Genomic DNA, 20,468 nt, shown 5'->3' with positions numbered 1-20,468 from the left:
GAGTTTATGTATCGAGTAGAGCTTGCGGATCAATTAACTGCTTGTACTGGTTACGATATCCTCTATGATGCAAAAACTTAAAAAGAGAATATATTTTGCTCAACAAGACGGAGAAAGTTGGATGAAAACAGAGTACTTAGGCGATGTTTTACAAGGCAGGCAGGTTATAGGCTCCTTGAATGTTGAAGATCTACCCGTTGGAGCGCATCAGTTTTGGTTCCAAGTGACCAGTGATGGGCTCGGGCAACCTAAAAACATGCCAGTTTCTGTTTTCAAAGGCAGCCAAGACGGCCCTAAGCTTATGGTTACCGCTGGTATTCATGGCGATGAACTAAATGGTGTACTGGCTGCACAACAAATTATTAGAGACTTGGTGGGTAAAACACTGAATGGTACGGTGACAATTGTACCTACGGTGAACTTGTCTGGTTTGCTAAATCACAGTCGTGACTTCATCTCTTCCGATCCGGGTTCATGCCCTGCCAACCTCAACCGACTCTTTCCTGGCGATGCCCACGGACTAGCAGCGGAACGCTTTGTTGCGTCACTGTGGGAGCGCTTACTCAAGCACAATGCAACATTTGCCGTTGACCTCCACACCCAAACTCGTGGTGCGGTATACCCACTTTATGTTTTCGCTGATTATCGAATCGAGCAATGTTTGGAGATGGCGAGACTGATGCAACCAGATTGTGTTCTTAATGATCCCGGCGACCCTGGGATTCTTGAAACAGTTTGGAATCGCAGTGGTATTCCGAGCATCACTGTAGAAGTCGGGATGGGTAAGTTTACTCAACCAGACATGATTCAAAGAGCGGTAGATGGCGTATTAAATATGCTCTCCTATTACGAGATGCTTGAGGTCGATGGACAACATCCGTTAGAGGCAAAGCAACTGCCAAGCATGGATTGGATTGAAGGCAACAACGTTGTGTCCATTCGCGCTGATATTGGTGGTTTTGTTCTGCCTCAAGTCGAGCTTTTGCAAAGCGTGGAGCAAGATGATCTGTTAGCCATCCAATATGATGCGTTCGGCAATGAATGTCGTCGTTATCACGCGCCGTCTTCTGGCCGTGTACTCAGTTATAACGTGGATGCACTAAGAGAGCCGGGTGCGTTGGTGTGCCGCTTATTGAGCTAGTAATAAGTTAGACAGTGGCTAGGTTTGCCATTCGAAACGCATAAAAAAGCCTACTGCGGGTTAACGCAAGTAGGCTTTATCAATTTCATCTTCAATTTTTGCTAAGACTCACAACCTTTCTACACTCAATTAGAAAGCGTCATCCACGATGTCTTTTAATCGGTCGTAAGGCACATAGCCTGGTAAGACCTGGCCATTCATCATCAGCGTTGGTGTGCCTGTTAAACCTAATGCGCTAAAGGTTTGATGGTTTGTCATCAGTGTGTTGCTTTGGTCTGAAGTGGTGTTCAGTTGTGCTTCTGTTCCTGTTTTCTTTGCCACAGCTTGCAGTGAAGCCTTTGTATGGAGGCCGCTTTTCGCCATCAATAACCTATCGACTTCAGTAAAGGCTTCGCGGTTATATTTCCAAACCTTCATAGCGTATAGAGCGGCATTAGTATTAAGTTCGTTTATTTGTTGCTGTTTAAATGACAGGTATACATTGATAATTTTGATATCACTATTTTCAGAAGCTAATTGAACTAGGCCTTTTTCTAAACGTTTACAGTAAGGGCAGTTATAGTCGGTAAAGTTAATGATTACCGATTTTCCATCTGGGTTTCCTGTGATTGGGTGCGCGTCATTGCTGTACAGCCAGTCGTGGCTTTCCGCTTGGGCTTTCTGCACTTGTGCTTGGCTCGCGACATACTGCTCTAAACTGGTATGCAGACCCGAAATAGTAGAAGGGTTCTCTTTTAGAAACTGATTAATTTCTTCAAGCTGTTGAGTTTGCTCTTTATTTAACTCGGCAAAGGCATTAGCACTCATTAGTGAACCCAAAATCAGTGTGCTTATCAGATGTTTTTTCATGTTATTTGTTCTCTCATTCTTGATAATTGTGCGCGTTTATTGGGTCGCGCTCGCGATAATTATATTGTTTGTTAAATTGGCTTAATCGATTTATTTGCTTTGCTCTGCTTTTTCTTTGTAAGCGAGTTATGCCAAATAGGTTCTGATCCAAAGCCCAATAGGGGAAGTTACGCCCGTTGCGATACTAGTGATCTTTCCGTCTTTGATGATGACGATGCTTGGAGTGACATTAACGCCCCAACTTCTGCTGATTGAGCCAGAAAGATCATTTATGACAGGGAAGTCATACTCTTTTGCATCCAAGTAGCGCTGGACACGTTCGTCTGGACCAGACGATAGAGCGACCGAAACCACCTGATGGGAATCGCTGAAGCTATTGACGGTTGGGCTTACAAATTTGCAGGCACCACACCAAGTCGCCCAAAAATAGACAATGACTGGCTTACCATTTTTGCTTAGCTCGATAACATCAATATCTTCGCCTTGGAGCGATTGATCCACAATTGGAATCGCATCGCCCTGAGGCATGCTTCTGCTGTGATAAAAGTCCATGGCAAATGAAACTACGCCAACGATCAGTATCATTGAAACCAGTTCCTTTCCCCACTTCTTAAGACGACTTGGCTTTTTGGCCTCACCCTTTATAGCGTTGTCTTCAGTCGCGCTAGATTTCTCTTCATTGTTGGGAGTCTTCATCAGTTATCTCGCAGCGTCGATGGCTTGAACGACAGTGTCACTGTCGAGGAGCACAGGCAGTGGAATACCGCTTTTATAGCTAGGACCATAGACGATATTAAATGGCACACCAAATCGCCCATTACTTTGTAAGTATTGAGTGACACTTTCACTTGGTGTTGTCCAATCGCCTTTCATCAAAACAATGTCTTCTTGCTGTAGGTGACTGTGGACAGGATCTTGAAGGATGACACCGATCTTGTTGGCTTTACAGGTGATACACCAATCAGCAGTCACATCAACAAAGACCGTTTTGCCTTCATCAACTAACTGAGGGATTTGCTTCGCATCCAGCTTTTGCCAAGCGAGATCGTCAACAATGGGTGTCGCCCAGTTCTCAGCGGTGACACTACCGACGATCAATGCAGCCCCAAACACCAAGGTTGTAGTTGCCATAATAGGAATAAGTACCTTGCGACCCAGTTTCATGCCAATCCAAACCAATACTGAAATCACGATAAACAGTGACAGCAGGATAGTTGGGAATTTACCAATGAATGGGCTCAGAAGGCTTGTTAACCAAAGGCTGGTAATGAACATCATTAAGCCAAAAAACAGCTTAACTTTGAACATCCACGCGCCCGGCTTTGGTAGCAGTTGGGTGAGGCTAGGGAACAGGGCGAAAATAAGCCAAGGTGCACTCATGCCGATGCCAAGTGCGATGAAGATAGCCCATAACTCTTGGTAACTTGCTCCGAGTGCATACGCGACAGCGGTTCCTAAGAATGGCGCGCTACACGGCGTTGCTAACAGCGTCGCAAACATGCCTTGAACAAAGTGGCCTGAATGTGAGTCATCGCCTTTGGTTGCCATCCAAGTGTTTAAACCTGATGGTAGTCTGAATTCGAATAACCCAAGCAGGTTAATTGAGAACAGCAAAGTGATGATCAGCATGAACCCGATAAACCAAACATTTTGGAATTGGATTCCCCAACCAATCGCATTACCCCCCATTTTTAGAGCGGTCATACCTAGGGCTAGCAGCGCAAATGATGTAATGACACCTGATGCAGAAGCTAAGAATGAGAGTCGAATATGACGATTAGATGCCCCTTGGTTTTGAATGATGCTGTTTAGCTTCATTCCTAATACCGGCAACACACATGGCATGATATTGAGGATCAAGCCACCAATTAAGGCAAAGCCAATCATCGCAATAAAGCTGGTGTTACTTGATTGATAGGCAATAGGCTCTGAGCCAACCTGCGCCGTCATCTCTTCAGCAAAGTTAATATCTGAAACCGTGACGCTAACCGTGCGATCGGTTAAGTCGACGTCACCGAGCCAATTACTTACATCGAATACAGCAGTCATTGTGTTGTTATTGATATGAACGGTTGGCTGAGAGAAGAAGTCATCAATCACTTCTTGCCCATCAATCAACACCATCGGCTTATCCCAGCCTTCTTCACTCATGAGCTGAGTCACTAGTTGTTGCTTACTCTTATCCCAGAACAGACCGTTCACCGACGTGCGGTTAGCTTCGCGTGGAGATTGGCTCATGCCTTGATTGAACAAGAACATGGCTTCTTCATCGAGCGCTAATGCTTGTGGGTCGATCGGCAGTTTGATGTCGTAATCGGTTAACACACAGATATTGGTACACGACGGAAAGGTAAACGACGCCCTGAATATTGCAGGCTTCGTGTTGTCTTTCAGGGTTAACGTGACAGGAAAGCTAACGTGCTTTTTGTAGCCTAGCGTCATGACGCCAAGCTGCTCGTAGTACTTAGGTATTGGCCAATGCCACTCTACAGACTCAATGTTTGTTGAATCAGACCAGTCCCAGCTTGGTGGTATACCACCTTCGCCAGGGCTACGCCAATAGGTTTTCCAGTCGCCGTCGAGCACGACATCTAACACGGTTTGAATCTGAGAACCGTCATCCGACTGTTCACCCGTCGACATCATTCGCATTTTGACTGGTGGATGTTCAGGCGCGCTGAGCCAGCCCGTAGTCTGTGCTAAAGCAGTAAATGACGTCATAACCAAAAGGGCAGTGACTAAGGTTTTCGCGCATGTACGCATAGAGAATGCCAAAGAATCGACAAACTTAGTTATTAGTGTGTTGTACACAAATGTATCTCCAAAAAATAAATAAAAGGGTGTAGTAGCCCGGTTATTTACTCTCTAAATATACAGTGCGTTAGATGTAAGCGGTGTTTCGTAGGTCGAGAAGAGAGATGGTTATCTCTAGACAATCTCGATATGTGAGGTGACAAGCTGTATGCGACAGCGATAAATAAAATAAAAGGGGTCAGCCAACCTGTTTTAGGTGTGGAAAAGTTGAGCATTTTCGAGCTCAGACTGCATGAGTTCGAATTAGACTCCGTTAGTGCTTTAGATGCTTCTGAGCCAAACACGCTGCCATATAGTGCTGATATTCTCTCTAATGATGCGACTACCACTTGTGGGCCATTCGTTTCTGCACCAACGATTACTGATTGGCCAATAAGGAAGTTGGAAACTGTTACTTTCTTTGCCGATAGCGTGCTCGCCAGACAAGTTACGATAACCAGTCCGGTAAGAAGAAGCGCCCAAAGCGATTGCCTTTGTTGGCGGTTCTGTTGGGATAAAAAAAGCAGTTGTGTATTCAGCAAATCAGTCAGTAATCGAATCAGTTAGTATTTAACACGGGTTATAAGCAGGCTAGCTTAGATAACTTTGCTTCGTGCCACAAGTCATAAAATTGTTAAAGTGGCAAGGCTAGGTAGATGCAAAGCCTAACGTCTAAGGCACCAACGTCCAACTTAAGTTCATAATAATCTGTTCTTTTTTCTATGAGTCGTGTTTATATTTAAATAGCATCAATATAAGCGGTGAGGTGCGACATTGATATGTACTAAAGTGCAATAGACATGAGGTGCTTTAAGCGTCAGACATGAAAAAGCCCAATCGTTCGTTAGTAATCACATTGGGCTTTTTCAATTGGTTTTTTAGTGCTTCGTCGCGACTAATTAGAGCGCCTTAGTGGGTACGACGAGGACCGTTCCGTACTAGGTCTTTGCCATTATCAAACACTTCTTGGGTGATCCAACGTGCAAGTAGAACTTTGTGGCTGCTATTGAATACAGCGACGAAGTGGCGGCCATCTGCGTTATTGGTTGCCATACCTACGCCTTCAACCCCTTCAAGGCCTAAGCCGCCGGCTTCCACTGAAATTAAGAATTTTTCTAGCTCTTCTAGAGACTCAATAAGATCAAGTTCGTTATTCATTTATATGCTCTCTTGCTGTGAGCCAACATCCAGCTGATGACGTTTTAGTGCATGCGTTTAAGTGGTGATATTGGCCGTTGTTCTTTGTGGGGCGTACTCTACAGATCATAAGAAGGGATTGGAACTCTCAAATATTAGATGCCGACTAATTTTTTGCAAACTTTTAACATAATATACGTTTAAATGTTTGTTATTCATCTTCTTTTTACTACTATTGATAGGGTCGATGTAGACAATGGTAAGGATTAGTATGATGAAGGTTTGGCGTTGTCTATTGTTAATGTTGACGTTTGTAGCATTTGGCAGTTTTGCACAAAGCGTTGAAAAAATAGCAGCAGTACAAGAGCAGTTATTGCTTGATTTAGCAACACTAGAAACGGCGCATGATGCTGAGAAACCATTTCTGGAAGATATATTAAGGCGTAAGAACCAAAGCTTACGAGAAGAGATTATTTCCCAGTTATCATCTGATACAAAAGAGGGGCTTGATGTCACTCTTGCTAAGCAGGTTGAACTTTTACAAAAATTGCTGGCATTGAATGAAGTTAAAATTGCTTCAATGACCAAGGAAAGCCTTTCCGCTGAAAATGATGTTCAAAAGCGTCTCGAATTACAAATCCAAAGACGAGTCCGAATGATGGACACTTACTATCAGCAGTTGGCTAAGACACTAAATTGGTCGAAAAATCGTGGTGTAGATGTCACTGTCCATGAAAGTGAGTTAAAAACGGCGCTAATCGCTCGTTCTCAATATCTTACTAATGCCATTTTATACACGGACACACAGCGTCAAGACTTAGAGGTGCGTTTGTCTTTTGTTGGTGAAGAAGACAAAGCCGCCATTAAAACCGAACTTGAACGCTTTAGTGAACGTATTAGTACCATGGTGGCGAGCTTAGAAAAGACCATCACTTTAATGGAACCGTTTGGCGTGGATATGACTTCCTACAAGCGGGTACTACTGACCACGACAGGTGATATCAATGTCGATGTGTTAGAGGTTGATGTAGCGCTCGAATTGTTGGATGGGTGGCTTCGCTCGTTGAGCTCATGGGCTTTTGAAAACGCCCCCTCTTTTATTGTCAAACTCGCCTTATTTTTAGGCATTTTGTATGTGACTCGTTTAATTTCCAATATTACTCGTAAGACGGTCCGGAAAAGTGTGTCGCACTCAAAAATGGACTTTAGCTTATTAATGCAGGAGTTCTTTGTATCAATCGCATCTAAAGCCGTTGTTTTTATCGGTTTGCTTATCGCACTCTCTCAAATTGGGATTGAGCTAGCTCCGTTACTCACTGGTTTTGGTGTCGCGGGCATCATTATTGGTTTCGCGTTGCAAGATACGTTGTCGAATTTCGCATCGGGTTTGATGATCTTGATCTATCGTCCTTACGATGTTGGAGACATGGTTAAAGTATCAGGCGTTCAAGGTACTGTAAAAGACATGAACCTAGTCTCTACCACTGTTCAAACGATCGATAACCAACGTTTGGTTATCCCAAACAACAAGATCTGGGGGGATGTGATCAACAACATCACTGCAGAACGTGTGAGACGGGTTGATATGGTTTTTGGTATTGGTTACTCCGATGACATCGATAAAGCAAAATCTGTGTTGAACGACATCATCATTGCACACCCTTTAGTGCTAAAAAAACCAGAGCATATGATCAAGCTTCATACCTTGAATACCTCTTCTGTAGATTTCGTGGTAAGGCCTTGGGTTAAGACCGATGACTACTGGGATGTGTACTGGGACGTAACAGAAACGGTTAAGAAACGCTTTGATGAAGAAGGCATCACGATTCCATTCCCTCAACGAGATGTTCATATTTATAATCATGAAGAGAGTTGATTTTTTCTCTAAACGAACAGTTTAAGACTAAGGAAAGTTAATCATAAATGGGCTCCTGAAACGGTGCCTATTTTTATGTGTGTTAGATAGGCAGTGCCAGCACCACTGACAATAATAAATAAGCTATGATGATAGACGTTCAGCAAATGGTGTACAGAAAGTAAAGCAGTATACCGAGTGCAGGTTGAGGCTAGGAGTAAACGACATGAATGATTCACAGCAAAAAACCAATACAAGAAATACAACGGTAAGAAAAGCGACACGAATCGAAAGTGTTATGAACTCTGCGATGTGGCATCTAACTCAGAGGGATATGACAGAGAGTGAGCTGATTGCGAAGCTGAGAGTGAAGACGGACAATCAAGATTGGATCGATGAAACTCTAGGAACTCTGAAAGGTTTTGGGTATCTCAAGTCTGACCAAGTGTTTGCAGAACAATTCGTAGAACAAGCATTCTCTGGTGAATTTGGTTCTCGATATATTGTAGAAAAGTTGAAAAAGAAAGGGTTAACAGACTCAATTATTGCTGATGCGATTCATAAGGTTTCTGCAGACAAAAATATAGATGAGCAAACCATCTTGATAGACAGAATCAACAACTACTATACAAGTTTTAGTATGAGCCGTGAAAAGCTTGTCGCAGCATTACAAAAACGTGGTTTTAGCTATCAACAGGTGAAAGTTGCCATTGAACAGCACCCGCAAGCGTATGAACTGAAAAGTAATATCCAAATTAAGGCAGAAAAAGCCGATTTGGAGAAAGAAGTGCTCAAGTATGCTCGAAAAGGTAAAGGCATGACCGCTATCCAACAAGAGCTTAGGCAACGAAAAATCGACACCAGCGAGCTGTCATCGTTAGTTGACCGATTGATTAATGAAGAGCAGCTAGATTTCTATTCTTCGTGTTTAGAACAGTTGCAGAAGAAGTCTTATGACCTAAACGATCATAAAGAACGCTCAAAGGCTTACGCCATGTTGAGTCGTAAAGGCTTTTCATCCGAAGAGATCAAGTTTGCATTGAGTGAGGGGAATGAGGCGAGTTGACGAGGGGAAAGCTTTTAGATCGAGTACTAGGTATGCTGAGTATCCGTTAATGATTGCCATTTAGACCACTAAGTCACTGAGTTTCAGCTATAACATTCATGTTTGTATTTACATTGTTGATACTTTAATCACTATGGTGCAATATTAGTCTATTAGAGTAATGTTTAGATATCGCTAGTGGCCTTATGACAGCGATTGAGCATTTTCACCGTGACTATTTTTAATATTACAGACTTATTATTATCTCGAATTAACGATAACTTCTAGATTATCAATACCATATCTTGAAGGTAATTAGATGTATGAGCAGAGTTCATGATTATATTTTGAAAATAGTGATAACACATTACCAAGATAGAGCGAAGTTATCGCGTTAATCTGAATTATAAAAAGGTGCCAAGTCGTTACATTAATGGGGAATATATAACCTGTGTCATATCGAGATGTTCTATTAACGCTGTTTGGAGTAAGTTTATGAGTATTAAAGACTTAAGTGTCGTAAAAAAAATATGGTTGAGCTATTTAACCGTATTTATTGTATTTGCAGCAGTATCGATTATGTTGGTACTGAGTTTATCGACACTTAATAAGGATATTTCAGTTCTTACAGAGAAGAGTTTACCTTCTGTCGCTATTCTGAAAGGAATCCAAGTAGACATTACTAAAGTGCGAAAAGATGAGTTTTCATTATTACCAAATGGAAATAGCCCTCAAATTGGTGAATGGCTGAAAGATCTAGATCAATGGCGTGCAGATGTACAATCAGGTATTGCTGATTTTGAATCTCTGGCTCTTAATCTTGAAGAAAAGAAGTCGTTTAACACCTTCAAGGATACTTGGAGTCAATATATACAAGAGACTAGGCCTTATAATGACTTGTTGAGTCAGGGAAAGCCTGATGAAGCAAATAAAATCGTGCTATCCAGTTTTTCCACCTATTCAAAAGCACTTAAAAGTTTGGACGATACGCTTGCCTTAAATAATGAGTTGGTCAACCATATTGGTGAAGAGGTTCATGCAGAAGCGCTTGCTACTAAATATAGTGCAGGCATTGGTGCAGTAGTGATTTTCATTGTTATAGGACTGTCTTCTGTCGTACTTTCTCGTGCGATTTGTCGCCCTGTTGATCGTGCATTGGCGTTTGCTTCCAAGATAGCGCAAGGCCAGTTGACCAACACGATTGATGAGAAAGAGCTTACTAAAGATGAGTTAGGTACTTTGTTGAACGAGCTAGTAACAATGCAAGGCAACTTGCATTCATTGGTTTCTGATATCAGCGATTCCACAATTCAGCTTACAGCGGCAGTAGAGGAAGTGAGTGCTATCTCCTCTCAAACCGCTTCTGGCATGCAGAATCAACAGCTTGAACTGAGTTCTGTTGCTTCGGCAATGACAGAAATGCAAGCAGCAGTAGGGGAAGTGGCACAAAACACCGAGGTTGGTGCGACGTCTGCTTACTCAGCTACCGAGGTGACAAAAAAGGGAACAGATACTCTTCAACGTACCACTGCTGTCATACAGCGAGTGTCACAAACTATTCAAGACTCTGATGATTTAGCACAAGAGCTTGAATCTAGCTCGAATAACATCAACCTAGTTGTTGACGTGATTCGTGGTATCGCAGAACAGACAAACCTACTTGCACTCAATGCGGCCATTGAAGCTGCGCGTGCGGGTGAGCAAGGACGAGGATTTGCGGTAGTGGCTGATGAAGTTCGTTCATTGGCTCAACGTACGCAAGATTCTACCTCGCAAATTGTCGAAATAGTCAATCAACTGCAAGAAAACACCAACAAGATGGGGAGCTCAAGCCGTGATTGCCAAGCCGGGATTGCTCAGTGTGTCGAACAGGTCAATGAGGCCGGTAGTCAAATCCAAGAAATTGAACAATCGGTAGATAATATAGCTCAAATGAGCACTCAAATTGCAACGGCGTGCAGCGAACAAAATTCAGTTTCTGAAGAGCTTAATCGTAGTGTCGATCAGATTAACAGTACATCTACAGAAATGGCTGAGGGGGCATCGCAAACCGCGGTAGCTTGTCAGCAAATTAGCAGCCTTGCTCATAATCTTAAAGCTAGGATGGAAACGTTTAAGCTCTGACTTATTCCCACATTATCCGCTCAATTTTATATTGAGGCTGAAAATAAAAAGGACGAAGAATATCGTCCTTTTTTGTATTTATGGGTACTCGTTAGTTTTTAGCTTCCTTTAAAACAACGCTTGAATTTCAAGATAATGGCAAATTCATCAAATGTATTCGGTGATGTTGCATATAACGGAATGTAAGTCACAAGCTCACGGTTTACTTTATGGCATATGAGTGCTAATTAATAAACTGTTTTGCTGCTAGTATTAACTAGGGAAAGTTCGCTGATTCTCCCGCCTTTCATTGAATCTATTCATGTTCTCAGGTCAGCGTTTTTGTAAGGAAGAGGTTTAGGATGGATCCTATTTTATATATCGAAGTTGGTGGTGTTGTATGGCAAGTCTTCCCTGATGGCACTTGGCTTCAACTGCCTGCATCACAACTTAAAGTTGAAGGTGTGCAAGTCGTTACTATTGAGCCTCAAAGTTTGGAACAGGCTCAACCCCTCACAGCAATACAAATAGCCGCTGTTGAGCAGGAGCTAGAAGAGGTGGTGACTCAGCTTGTCAACAACATCGAAAGTGCACCTCAACAGCAGAGTCCTGCCTATGATCAACCCAGCGCAAGCGCCTCTTTCATTGCTTATGTCCGCTCTACATTAGACGAAACCCTTGCGAAAGCAGGCTTTGATACGCGCCCTACAGAATATGAAGAAGAAGACACTACCTCAAACGACGGTAACCTAGATGCGCTACTACCTAGCGCAGAACTCACGGTTGATATACTCGATGGCGGTGATGGATACGAAAACCAATTTGAAGTACCAGGTGTTACGATTACGGGCACGGCTGCGGATGTTCGAGATGGACGTACCGTTGTTCTTACCATCACTGATGTTAATGGCAACACGGTTACCACAACGGCAATTACTAATAACGAAACTTATGTTGTAAACGGTGTCGACCTTTCTTTATTGACTGAAGGCGATCTTCAGGTCGATGCGATCATTGCTGATGATTTTGGTAATAGCATTACAGCCAACGATTCCACAATCAAAGATACGCTAGCGACGATTGATGTCGACTTTGATGGTTTTGGTGATGAGTTTTACAACCAATTTGAAATATCGAATGGGGTGCTAGTTGGTACGGTTGCCAATGTTGAAGATGGTCAGACGATAAGCATTTCAATTACCGATAGTCAAGGTCTCACACAAGACTATACAACGACAGTATCCGGTGGAACTTGGACTCTCACCCTTCAAGATTACTCAAGCTTCGCAGAGGGTGGGTTGACGGTTGTTGCTAACACCATCGATATGGCCGGAAACCCTACTACAGCGACTGACACCATTGTTAAAGATACGCTCGCAAGTATTACAGCGAGTGTTGACGATGGAGGTGATGGCGTTCTCAACAGCTTCGAAATTCAATCCGCCAAATTCTTCGGTACAGTCCAAAATGTTGAGGATGGTCAATCGGTCAACATCCGTATTTCAGACAGTACCACCAATGTTATCGTGCTGACAGCAACGGTTGTGAATGGCGCTTGGTCTGTGGAGGGTGTGGACTTAACAAGTTTTGCTGACGGTAGTATTACCATCGAGGCTGACACGATTGATGTAGCAGGTAACCCGGCTTCTGCAGCAAATAGTGCAGGGGTAGTTGTTATCGATACCGTATCTCCAGTTATTGACATTGATACGCTAGACGGTTTTAGCATTTTGGCATTTCGTAGTGGCCAACTTACAACCATGCAGGGGACAACTAATGTTGCCGAAGGGCTCCCTGTTTACATTGAAGTCAGTGACGGGACTCAGACTCTAGTCTTTGAGGGCGTAGTTGATTCTGCGGGTAACTGGCAGGCGGAGAACATTGACATCTCTACTTTGGATTCGTCTGCAGAATGGACGGTTGACGCAAAAGTTTTCAATACAGTCGGCAACGAAGCCATTGATGGCATGCCGACGATTATTCTTCCTGAATCTGTGGTGTTTTCGGAGAATGTCATCGGTATTTTCGGAGATGAAACACAAACGTCTGATATTCGCATCGATTTTGCAGACTTCTCGTTTGGTGATGATCAAAGTTTAGCTGAGTCAATAACATCTCAGGGCTTATCGATTACCATAGCGGTATCGGCTGACAAACAAAGCCTTGTCGGAACACGAAGCGATGGCCAAATTGTATTCGACGCTGCTATTTCTGGCAGCAGCGTAAACATCAACTTCTATAAGGTGATCGACCAAGAGGCAGGATTAGATTCAATTCAGACAGCTCTGATCATTGAGGGCTTACAGACTGATGCGGACGGCACGACTGAGCTCGTCATCGGTCATTTACCTATTGTTATCAAGGACTCGGATCCACTCATTTTTGATGAGTCTTATGAAGTCATTGAAGGTCAAGTCGTATCAGGAAATGTACTTAACAACGACATCGATCTTGATACCCAGCTAACTATAAAAAGTGTCGAAGTTGATGGTACGACACAAACACTATCAGGTAGCACCCCTGTTTCTTTTGCTTTGGATGAAGGTGTTTTAACTGTTTTTTCAAATGGCCACTGGACGTTTGTCGCCAACAGAAATTTAGATCACACCGTAGCTCAAAACATCACTTTCAACTATGTCGCAGGCGATAGCAGTAATGACTTCGGAAATGGCACTGCAGTCATCGATATTTTTGATGGTGAGGCGGGGTTAGTTGTTGATGGGACAACGACCAGCTCAGAAGGTGACGTGTCTGATGGGGTCCAAACTGTAGTCGGTCAGTTTACCGTTTCCGCTGGCTCAGATAATCCAGATCCCGCTTCGATTGTCTTTAATGCTAATACTCTGGTCCAGTTAGACACTTTGGGCTTGACGACTGGAGGTGAGGAGTCTCCTCTAACCTATACGTTATCGAATGATGGTAAAACGATTACCGCGCAAGCAAATGGAGAAACGATATTCACACTAACGTTGAGTGCAGCCGCTAGTGGTATTGATGTTCTAGCAGATGTATCCCTAGTGTTAGAACAACCTATAAACCACCTGATCAGCAATGATTCCATCACTTTACCGCTTATTATTGATGGGGAAGATTTAGACGGTACTTCTTTAGAACAAGGGCGGTTTGATTGGATTATTGAGGATGGTGCGGACCCTGTTTTAACGTCGATCAGTAATGCCAGCATCGATGAGTCAGACCTTGTTCTCGGCAGTGTTTCTGATACTGGCACCTTCAATCTCAACGTCGGAAGTGACTTTGTCGAGTCTGTATTTTTTGATGTAGGAGATCAGCCGCAGTTATATAGTGGTGGCGAGCAAATTATTTATGTGGTGTCGGCCGATGGAAATGAACTGATTGGTTATGTCGGCTCTGAAAGTGTTGAAAATAAAGCGTTTACCTTGAGTTTCTCGTTACCTTCAGGTGAGGAAGATACTGATGTTACTTATACCTTTGAACTGTTTAAGGGGCTTGACCAAAAAAACATTACAGACGAAATACCGTTTGTTATCACTGCTAGAGATGATGATAACGACGAAACACAATTAACCTTGAACGTCTCGATTACTGATGGCGGAGAACCAACGATTGGTTCAGGGACCGTTGAACTCAGTGAAGTTCCTGTTGCTGATATCACTCCGTCGGGAGTCGGTTCTACAGCAAACGTGAGTTTGGCGGTTACTGCGGGTAATGACCCTCTGGTTTACTTGGGGTTAGATGTGGCGAATGGCCAAGTTGTATTAGGCAGTGATGGTGCTGCTGTTACCAGTAATGGTGAAGCATTGACTTGGCGTGACAACGGTAATGGTACATTTGATGCTGTTCTTGGCAATGGTAATGCTGTTTTAAAAATCCGGCTACCAGATGACTTTACTCTTGAAGCAAATGGTTCAACAAACGTAACGGTTGTTATTGAGTTATATCAGTCCATTGATCATGGATCTGGTTTGAAAGATACCGAGCTGACCATACCAGCTTCTATCGTCACTATCGATTCTGATGGGTCGAGAGACACTCAAGAGTCCGACATTAAAATATACGATGGTAAGGACCCTGCATTCTCAATTGTAGGTAGTATATCTGTTGATGAAGATGGACTCATTGGTGACAACGAACAAGCCGGTACTGAAGAACCGAGTCCATCAATATCCATAATTCAAGGCTCAGACGATATTGCTTCCGTATCAATTGATACTGATGCATTTGATGCACTTGGTTACAGCAGTGCCGGAAAAGCGATCTCCCTTCAGGCTGCTGATCCTGATGGTTGGTATTACGGGCAAGACTCTGACGGAAGCAACGTATTTAGAATTCGTTTTAATACTGACGGGACGACAGAGTTTGATCTATATGCGCCACTTGATCACGACTACGGTAACAACGGTGAAAACAATCTCGCCCTCAATTTTGAACTTACAGTTAATGATGCGGATGGAGACCGTTCTGATCCCGCTATTTATTCTGTCAACGTAAAAGATGATGTTCCGTCTGCTCGAGATGGTTCTATTGAAATGGTTGAGGGTGATAACCTCAATGGGCAGTTCTTAACCGAAGAATTTTCAGGCGCAGACGGCGCAGAAATTATTAGCTTCACTTATCGAAATGTCACCTATACCTTTGATAACGCAGGTACACCAATTACGATCAGTTTGATTAATGATTATGATGGTGGGTCGACTTACGGGCAGTTTACGCTTTCACCTGATGGTAGTTATCAGCTGATCACCAATCCAAACGTATCGACAGACCCCGCTGATCCTAAGATCGTTGATGACATCGATTATCTGGTGCGAGATGCGGATGGCGATGAAGTCATTAGTAACGCTGAGCTTATACTGGATGATAACGAAGGTTTTATTCGTTATGAAGATTCTGAAACCACAGAAGACAACGATGCCATTATCGTTGTGAGCGTTTCTACTGGAGACGTTGACCAAAGTGAAACTGTTACGGCCATTGAATTTTCAGAAGATTCTTTGCAAGGCGGTAGCCTGTATTTAGATGGTGTATTACTTCAAGTAGTTGATGGCAAGGTGACGCTTTCAGGTAATCAGCTAACGGCGATTGACAGCCAGTTTACTGGCCCAAATGGTCAATTGACTTATCGACCTGCACTTCATGAATCGAATACGACTTCAACGGTTATTCTAGCAATCAACGCCATCATTAGTACCGATACGGTTCCAAAGGAACTTACAGCCGATATTGCGGTTTCTGTTTTGCCTGTGGCTGACGCGCCGGATTGGTCTGATTCGGTCTTCACCTATCAATCTGTTGAAGATGACGCAGATCCAATCAAATTAGATATCACCGCTCAGTTGGTTGACCAAGATACATCTGAAGAATTGTCTTACACTATTAGTGGCATTCCAGATGGTCTGAATATCACCTTGAACGGAAATGCAGTTAAAGAGGGTAAAGAGTACACTCAGCCCCAAATCGACAAAATGGAAATTAGAGCCGATGAAAACCTCGCGGGTCGATTTGAATTTGATATTACTGCGATTGCGACTGAAGCGGGGAATACCTTTGCTGAACCAGATGATAAAACGGCCGATATCGTCAATACCGTCGTGGTCGAGATTTCACCGGATGCGGATACTCCAATTTTATCTGTTAAAGATTACAAAGGTTTGGAAGATGAAAGCATCTTCCTAAAAAACGTAATCAACGGTGCGCTGACTGATATCGATGATTCTGAATCGTTAAGCTACCAAATCGAAGTGCAAGACGGTTGGTCTATTCAAGGCGGACTATTTGAACTGATTGGCCCTAACACTTACTTAGTGTCGGCTGGTGCGATTGAGAACGATGTCGCTTATTTAGTACCAAAAGAAGACATCAGTTCATTTACCGAAGATCTGTTTATTAAGGTTACGGCGGTAGCGACGGAATCGACCGTTGATTCATTAGATCCAATTAACGTGACCGCGCTTAGCGATACCAAAACCATCAATATTTTCCTCAAAGGTGTCGTCGATGAGCCTATTGTTGTGGATGGCGGCAATGCACACTGGGAATATGACAGCGATACCAAAGTTATCAGCAACCAATCTGTTCTCAATGAAGATGGTTTGATTCGTCTCGATTTTGTCGTCCAAACCTCAGATGACGATGTTTCAGAAGAGATTAATATACTGCTGACCGATATTCCTGACGGCACCTTGCTGGTGGATTCATTCGGCGAGCCAGTGTCGTTAACCATCGCCTATATTGACGATGTTACTGGCCCAGTATTTCAGGTCTCTAACGCTCAACTGAATGGCCTGTATCTCAAGCCGGTTCCTGACTTTAGTGGTGAATTAGAACTCACCGTTATTGCTATCTCAACTGAGCCCGATGGTGATTCGGGCGAGTTTCCGATGACTCTTAAAGTAGAGGTAGCGCCGGTCGTTGATCAAGAAGACGGTCAAATCGTTAACACTCAAGGTATCGAAGACAGTCAAATAGGTCTGAACCTTGAGCCTTCAGTGAATCAGGATATCGATGGCAGCGAATCCTTGACGGGATATACCATTGATAGCCTACCTGCAGGTCTCACTCTTTATTTTGATGGGAGTGTTATTCAGGTTCCAGCTTCAGGCTTAGATTTGGACACTCTACTGGATTCGACAACTCCAACGCTTTCGGATCTTCTAAGCAGCGGTAGGCTTTCTGTTACAGCGACAGAAGATTTAAGCGGAACATTCTCACTTCCTATCACCTATGAAGTCACGGATATCTCTCCAACTGGTGCCACGGATATTAAAGATATTAGCGGTTCCATTAGCGTGACTGTAGATGCTCGCGTCGAGTTAGACACTCGATTAGAAGGCTCTACAGAGCTATTACAGAGTACAGATGGCTCGCCTGTTGATATATCTAACGCCGTGACGTTCGTCGACGCGGACATCGATGGGTCAGAGTACCTCGATTATATTTTGATCGAAATTCCAGACGGCTATTCGTTGATTGTTGAGCACCCTAATGGTGCCGCGCAAGATAGCTCTGGGAATTGGATCATATCGGCGGATGGGCTAACGAGTGACTCTTTCCAAGAGCTTGCAGCGTACATTTTAGATAATGCGACGATTTCCAGCCCAAGTGATACTCCGGTACTGGATATTGTGGTTCGTGCTCGTGTGATTGATGGTGAAGATGCCAGATATATTGATGCGACTTTCCCGCTGCAAATTACTGGTCATGACGGCGGTGGCGGTTCTTGTGACCCTGTTGGCCCACCGAGCCCGATTCAACCCGATGGCGAAATTAAAACACCTGAAGGGGAAGATATTGATCTCACTGGCTTGCTAAACACCGATGTTGGCAGTGATCCAGACAATGAAATCTCTTTCTATATTCCTGCCGATTCACTTCCTGAAAGCGTTGAGATTTCCGGTGATGGTGTTATTGCTGAATACGATGCTTCTGGTGAGATCGTCGGTTATTCAATCACTGCAGATGGACTCTCGAAACTAACGTTAACGGGCTTGGATGAAGATTTTGCAGGGTGTATTGATTTCACCATAGAGACAATTGAGACTTCACCATGTAGCGGTGATACGGTGACGACGGCCCAAACCATTAGTATCCAAGTTTTGCCTGTGGTCGATGACATTACGGTTGAAGCCGACTCCACAACCATTCAAGAAGATATCGCGACAGACCTTAACCTTGAACTGGTTCTTGGTGATAGCGTTGAAGATGGACAATTAATCACTGGTGAAGGCAATAGCGCGACCGGTAAAGAAACCGTTAACTCTCTAACGGTGAGCATTTCGAATGGAGCGACCTTGTCTGAAACTCCAACAGACACCGGGCTGTTAGTTGACAATGGCGACGGGACTTGGACGGTCACGGACCCTAGCCGTTTGAGTGATGTGTTAGTCACGCCACCTGAGCATTACAGTGGTGAAATCACCCTCACTGTGACAGCAAATATTACCGATGAATCGGATTGCGTGACAGAAACGGATACGCAAGATAAAACGACGGTCGTGACTATTACTGTCGAGCCAATCGCTGATGCGGCGAACTTGATAACAGAGGATATTATCGGAGATGAAGATAATTACATTTCATTGTCATCACTGAGAGCAGAGCTGATTGACCAAGATGGTTCTGAAAATATGTCGCTTTCGTTGAAGGGAGTTCCTGAAGGCGCAGTTGTCGCGATTAAAGTAGGAGACACCTATGAGTTGGTTCCAAACAACGGCGCCGATGGCGGTACCTTTAATGGAAGCCCTACTTACGAGTGGCAGCTCGATCCAAGTCAGTTAGCTAATCTAGTTATTCTGCCACCAAGAGACTTTAGTGGTGATATGAATCTGTCTCTAGAGGCTATTACTCAAGAAGTTGGTACTACGGATATCCGTTATACCCAATCTGAATTTACTGTAGGTGTTAATCCTATCGGTGATAAAGTTGAGTTCTTCGATCTACCTGAACAGCTCACTGGAAGTGAAGATGATGGCATTGCTATCCCACTTGATGCCAATAGCTTTGAGACGAATAGTGATGAGTTCTTAGCAATTACGGTCACGGTGAATTCGACTTCGGACCCATCAGGGTTAGTTGGGCTAGATCGAATTCGAATTGGCTCAGAAACCAGCTCATTTATCCGTGTTGGCGATATCGCGCAGGCGACGATTCTTGTTAAAGCAAGCTCTGTTGATGAGCTAGAGTTCTTTGCGGGCGATGCGTTTGGTAATCTTGATATCACGATTACCGGTCGAACGGTTGATCAAAATACCGTACTTGGCGAGTTAGTGGTCGATACGGGTGACCCAAGCTCACAAGACATGACGCTTATCATTACACCAGAACCTGATGCGCCTTTACTAAGTGTTGAATACTCTTCAATTGTGGCGGAAGCAAGTGGCTCGGTTCCTCTGGGTTTAGACCTTTCTCTTGTAAACCCTGCCGATTCAGAATTGGGCTTCATTACTATTTATGATATTCCTGCAGGTTTGACGTTCTCACACGGATCGATGGTTGATGGTCAGTATGTGGTGGATTTAGCGGATGTGTCTAATTTAGCAATTACTGGCGGTTATGATGGCGTTGATCCATTTGAACTCACCATCGAACCTTCTGCTGAAATAGGCAACAACCAAGCGGTAGGGTTGCCTCAAACGGTATCGGTTGAATTTGTTGCTGACGGCGACTCTACCATTACCGCGACAGACGATAACGACTTACTGATTGGCGGTACCGGCTCAGATAATTTTGTATTTGAATCATCAGGTTTGGGCAGCGCTGAGGCACCAAGCTACGATGTAGTTCAAGATTTTGATGCATCTCCAAATACGGATGCAATTGACCTCTCGGGTATTTTGGGAAGCCTAGGGCTTAATACAGGGCTAGGGGCAACACAATATCTAGATTTAGAAGAATCTGGTGAGGGCGTGACCATTTCTATTAAGCCAAGTGGAGATGATGACGTTCAACAAAACATCTTATTAACCGATGTTACGTACGACGATCTGTATCAAGGCGACAGTAGCAGTGCATTAGAAGCACAAATTTTACAAAAAATGATAGAAGACAATAATTTAACGCTGTAAGTT

General features: G+C 43.6%; 9 protein-coding genes. 5 read left to right on the top strand and 4 right to left on the bottom strand.

Features of this window, described 5'->3' with window-relative positions; all coding sequences use genetic code 11:
* Positions 1 to 121: 121 nt before the first annotated feature.
* Positions 122 to 1,141, top strand: coding sequence for a succinylglutamate desuccinylase/aspartoacylase family protein (locus WR49_RS03825; RefSeq protein ID WP_046223125.1), 1,020 nt, complete (start codon positions 122 to 124; stop codon positions 1,139 to 1,141).
* Between the two features lie 129 nt (positions 1,142 to 1,270).
* On the opposite strand, the gene WR49_RS03820 is transcribed toward WR49_RS03825, so the two are convergent.
* The 4 genes from WR49_RS03820 to WR49_RS03805 all read right to left on the bottom strand — a co-directional run bounded on the left by WR49_RS03820 (position 1,271) and on the right by WR49_RS03805 (position 5,941).
* Positions 1,271 to 1,990 carry a DsbA family protein gene (locus tag WR49_RS03820; protein ID WP_046223124.1) on the bottom strand — a complete coding sequence of 240 codons (720 nt, stop codon included), beginning with the start codon at positions 1,988 to 1,990 and terminating at the stop codon, positions 1,271 to 1,273.
* A gap of 126 nt (positions 1,991 to 2,116) precedes the next feature.
* Positions 2,117 to 2,686: a protein disulfide oxidoreductase gene (locus WR49_RS03815; protein WP_046223123.1), complete on the bottom strand. Its 570-nt coding sequence runs from the start codon at positions 2,684 to 2,686 to the stop codon at positions 2,117 to 2,119.
* Positions 2,687 to 2,689: 3 nt separating this feature from the next.
* Positions 2,690 to 4,753, bottom strand: coding sequence for a protein-disulfide reductase DsbD family protein (locus tag WR49_RS03810; protein ID WP_032547978.1), 2,064 nt, complete (start codon positions 4,751 to 4,753; stop codon positions 2,690 to 2,692).
* A 939-nt stretch (positions 4,754 to 5,692) separates the two neighbouring features.
* Positions 5,693 to 5,941 carry a hypothetical protein gene (locus tag WR49_RS03805; RefSeq protein WP_017057989.1) on the bottom strand — a complete coding sequence of 83 codons (249 nt, stop codon included), beginning with the start codon at positions 5,939 to 5,941 and terminating at the stop codon, positions 5,693 to 5,695.
* A gap of 250 nt (positions 5,942 to 6,191) precedes the next feature.
* On the opposite strand from WR49_RS03805, the gene WR49_RS03800 reads away from it, so the two are divergent.
* The 4 genes from WR49_RS03800 (at position 6,192) to WR49_RS03785 (ending at position 20,465) form a co-directional block, all read left to right on the top strand.
* Positions 6,192 to 7,796: a mechanosensitive ion channel family protein gene (locus WR49_RS03800; RefSeq protein ID WP_046223122.1), complete on the top strand. Its 1,605-nt coding sequence runs from the start codon at positions 6,192 to 6,194 to the stop codon at positions 7,794 to 7,796.
* A 205-nt stretch (positions 7,797 to 8,001) separates the two neighbouring features.
* Entirely contained in the window at positions 8,002 to 8,841 is an 840-nt protein-coding gene (locus tag WR49_RS03795) for a RecX family transcriptional regulator (protein ID WP_046223121.1), read from the top strand.
* Positions 8,842 to 9,315: 474 nt separating this feature from the next.
* A complete protein-coding gene (locus WR49_RS03790; protein ID WP_046223120.1) occupies positions 9,316 to 10,944 on the top strand; it encodes a HAMP domain-containing methyl-accepting chemotaxis protein in 1,629 nt (542 codons plus the stop codon).
* Positions 10,945 to 11,285: 341 nt separating this feature from the next.
* Complete coding sequence (locus tag WR49_RS03785; RefSeq protein WP_046223119.1) at positions 11,286 to 20,465, top strand: T1SS-143 repeat domain-containing protein; 9,180 nt, start codon at positions 11,286 to 11,288, stop codon at positions 20,463 to 20,465.
* Positions 20,466 to 20,468 lie beyond the last annotated feature (3 nt).

The sequence above is a fragment of the Vibrio sp. ECSMB14106 genome (assembly GCF_000972265.1).
GTDB classification, from domain to species: domain Bacteria; phylum Pseudomonadota; class Gammaproteobacteria; order Enterobacterales; family Vibrionaceae; genus Vibrio; species Vibrio kanaloae.
This window is presented reverse-complemented; position numbering and strand designations above follow the sequence as displayed.